The 3,779-nt window shown below is 53.6% G+C and carries 3 protein-coding genes and 1 pseudogene; all 4 read right to left on the bottom strand.

All coding sequences use genetic code 11. The features are described from left to right. Positions 1-473: pseudogene (locus tag ABF287_RS15050) on the bottom strand (tellurium resistance protein); the annotation flags it as partial. A 174-nt stretch (positions 474-647) separates the two neighbouring features. Then, entirely contained in the window at positions 648-1,733 is a 1,086-nt protein-coding gene (gene ugpC, locus ABF287_RS15045) for a sn-glycerol-3-phosphate ABC transporter ATP-binding protein UgpC (protein WP_347185815.1), read from the bottom strand. A 15-nt stretch (positions 1,734-1,748) separates the two neighbouring features. Beyond that, the gene (locus ABF287_RS15040) at positions 1,749-3,395 is read right to left on the bottom strand and encodes an alpha-amylase family glycosyl hydrolase (RefSeq protein WP_347185814.1); all 1,647 of its coding nucleotides are present in this window, start codon (positions 3,393-3,395) and stop codon (positions 1,749-1,751) included. Between the two features lie 15 nt (positions 3,396-3,410). After that, on the bottom strand, positions 3,411-3,779 hold a 369-nt coding region (locus ABF287_RS15035; protein ID WP_347185813.1), incomplete at its 5' end, for a carbohydrate ABC transporter permease.

Below are 3,779 nucleotides of genomic sequence, written 5' to 3'. Positions count from 1 at the left end.
GGGGTGACGCGGCGCTGCTCAGCTGGCCCCGTAAGCAAAGACCGAATGATAATAATCGCGCCAGCCGCATGCGCCAGCAGGCCAGCGAACAGCACGATATTGGCCGCTAAAGTCCAATAAGGCACCAAGGTCGCAGAGAACAAAAACATCGACGCGGTCATCGCAGACAACCCTGCCCGACCGGGTAGAATTTTGGCGTCATCCAAAAGCGCAGACGGCCTGCGCCAAATCTTGGCTTTATAGGCAATCCCCGCAAACACATACAAAAGACACACAGCGCCGAGCCACATTTCGCCAATCCATGACGGTGCCCCAAGCTGGGCCGCGGCCGCGCGCCACGCCAATCCAATACCAAACAAGCCTAGGATGGGTGGAAAAATCGCCAAAGGCGTCGCCCGCCACAACCCTTTAGGCGCTGCGTTAAACGGTTTGGGTTTCAGTCGCGGGTCGGGCGTTTTTGGAGCAGTGGTCATGGGCTTGCCTTACATATTACGACTTAGGAATATCACTCTGTGCAAGCACGCGCTAGGGCCTGTGGTCCTGCGGCCCTGCGTTGCGGTGTCACGGGGCTTCGCAGTACAGCCAATGAAAAAGGGCCACCCAAACGGCGGCCCTCTTCAAATTTTGATCCTGTATAAGCGCAAGGCTTACTTGCGCATGGACAGACCATCGGCAAACAGGTGCACTTTTTCTGGATTTGCTGTGAGGCTGATCTTATTGCCGCGCAAACCGTTGTGGATGCCCAAAAGCTTGGCCAAAACAGGCTCTTCGCCGCGCTCAGCTTTGAAGTACACCAAAGTGACCTCGCCTAAAGCTTCGGTGAAGTTCACCGTGCCGTTGACGATACCTGTGCCTTCAACCGTGGTGAAGTCTTCTGGACGCACACCAACATTGACCTTGCGGCCCTTGTCTGAGCTTTCCGTCGGAATAGAGGAGACCGCGATGCCGCCACCGTCCAGTGTCACAGTTGTCTGCGCGCCGGTTTCGGTGATTTCACCTGGGATCAAGTTCATCGCAGGCGAGCCGATGAACTGCGCTACGAATTCATTGTCTGGACGCTCGTACAGATCCAGCGGAGAGCCAACCTGTGCGATGCCTTTGTTGGCCAGAACCACGATGCGGTCCGCCAATGTCATGGCTTCAACTTGGTCGTGGGTCACGTAGACCATGGTGGAATTCGGCATGGATTCCTTGAGCTGCGCAATCTCGATGCGCGTGGCAACACGCAAGGCAGCATCCAAGTTGGAAAGCGGCTCATCAAAGAGGTACACTTTCGGGTCACGCACGATGGCACGGCCAATAGCGACACGTTGGCGTTGACCGCCAGACAGGGCTTTTGGCAGACGATCAAGATACTCATCGAGCTGCAAAATCTTCGCTGCTTTGTCCACGGCCTCATCGATTTCAGCCTTGGTTTTCTTGGCCAATTTCAAAGCAAACGCCATGTTATCTCGCACAGTCATGTGCGGGTACAAAGCGTAAGACTGGAACACCATCGCAATGCCGCGTTGGGCTGGCGGGGTGTCATTGACTCTGACGCCATCAATTTCAAAAGTGCCGCCTGAGATTTTCTCAAGTCCCGCAATCATCCGCAACAATGTGGATTTACCACAGCCAGATGGCCCAACAAAGACCACCAATTCACCGGTTTTGATATCAAGGTTGATGTTCTTAAGAACCTCAACTTTACCGCCGTAGGTTTTTGCGACATCGGTCAGTTTGAGTTCTGCCATTGTGTTCCCCTCCCTCTAAGTCAATTTGCGATGCAAAATGCAGGGCTGCCAAGGCCCCAGATTCAATTTCCCGCCAGCAGGTGCAGCGGAGTTCAAAGTTGTATCGATTACTTGCCAATCGCCGGTGGGCACATCGAGTGCCACAGTGTCGTCCGTCAGATTGAAAGCACAGTAGATTTCCTCTTCGGCGCCAGCCCGCGTAAAGATCAGGCAGCCGTCCGAAACGCTCATGGGGCTACAGGTCCCAGACTTAAGCGCATCATGGGACTGCCGCAGTGCAATCGCGCGGCGGTAATGATGAATGATCGAGTTCTCATCGGCCTCGGATTGCGCCACACTTAGTCCAAGATGGTCTGGGCTGACCGGCAACCATGTTTTGTCGCTGTCGGAAAATCCACCGTTTTGGTTGGACTTTTCCCACACCATCGGCGTGCGACAGCCATCACGACCTTTGAAGTCAGGCCAAAATTCGATGCCGTAAGGATCTTGTAGATCTTCAAACGCGACGTCGGCCTCTTGCAGGCCAAGCTCTTCGCCTTGATAAATACAAACCGACCCTTTGAGACACATCATCATCGTTGTGAACATGGACAAGGCGTCGCCGCTTAGGTTCCAACGTGTCGGATGGCGGACAACGTCATGATTGGAAAAGGCCCAACAGGCCCAGCCATCGCTGGCCACATCGTCGACTTTATCCATCACATCTTTGATGTATTGCGCGCACGGGCGATCGCCAGACAGCAATTCGAACGCATAGCACATGTGCATCAGCTCGTTGCCCGTCGTGTATTCGCCCAAAATTTCAAGGCCGCGCTGTGCGTCCCCTACCTCGCCCACGGCAGCCGCATTATACGGCTGCAGCACTGCACGCAGTTTGCGCAGGAAGGTCAGGTTCTCTGGTTGGTTTTTCGAATAGAGATGCTCTTGCCAGTTGTAAGGGTTTACAGCTGGCGCGATGGTTGAATTGCGCAGCTCAACCGGCAACACCGGATTGTCGCGCAACTCAGCATCATGCGTATAGAAGTTGATCGTGTCCAAGCGGAACCCGTCAACGCCCCGATCAAGCCAGAACTTGCAAACGTCCAAAAGGGCCTGTTGCACAGCTGGTTCGTGAAAGTTGAGATCCGGCTGTGAGGTCAGGAAGTTGTGCAGGTAGTATTGCATCCGCGTGCCACACCAGTGCCATGCAGAACCGCCAAAAATAGACAGCCAATTGTTGGGCGGCGTGCCGTCAGGCTTGGCATCCGCCCAAACATACCAATTGGATTTGTCGTTATCTTTGGAGGCCTTACTCTCTTTGAACCACGGGTGTTGATCTGATGTGTGGGACATCACCAAATCAATCATGACCTTGACGCCATGGGCATGGGCGGTTTCGATCACAGCGTCGAAATCGCTCAGCGTCCCAAACATTGGATCCACATCGCGGTAGTCCGATACGTCATAACCGAAATCATTCATCGGCGACGTAAAGAACGGCGAAATCCAAATAGCGTCCACACCCAAAGATGCGATGTAAGGCAGGCGTTTAACGATACCTGCAAGGTCACCGATGCCATCCCCCGAGCTATCCTGATAGGAACGCGGGTAGATTTGATAGATCACCGCACCGCGCCACCAATCAGGATCGCGAGAAAAGGAATCGGAAATTTGAACGTTCATTGAGTAAGACTTTTCTTATTTGACTGAGCCGGCCAGCAAGCCGCGCACCAGATATTTTTGCATAGCGAAGAAGACAAACAACGGGACCGAAATCGATACGAATGCCGCGGTCGCCAAAATTTCCCAGTTGCCGCCTTTTGATCCCAAAAGTTCAACAATCTGGCGTGTCATCACCGTGGTGTCACCTGAACTGTCGATCAAGAACACGAGTGCCACCAAGAGATCGTTCCATGTCCACAAGAACTGGAAGATCGCGAAGGATGCCAGCGCAGGGAAGGACAACGGCAGAATGATTTTCACGAAAATCTGGAATTCTGTCGCGCCATCTACACGAGCGTTTTCGATGATGTCTTTGGGCAAGCCAACCATGTAGTTGCGCAAAAG

The sequence above is a fragment of the Pacificibacter sp. genome, assembly GCF_039769035.1.
Taxonomy (GTDB): Bacteria; Pseudomonadota; Alphaproteobacteria; order Rhodobacterales; family Rhodobacteraceae; genus Celeribacter.
The sequence above is the reverse complement of the archived record's forward strand: the minus strand, read 5'-3'. Positions and strand labels throughout refer to the sequence as shown.

Coding starts and splice junctions, on each gene's coding strand:
- ABF287_RS15040 (WP_347185814.1), bottom strand. CDS start 3,395: ATGAACGTTCAAATTTCCGATTCCTTTTCTCGCGATCCTGATTGGTGG.
- ugpC (WP_347185815.1), bottom strand. CDS start 1,733: ATGGCAGAACTCAAACTGACCGATGTCGCAAAAACCTACGGCGGTAAA.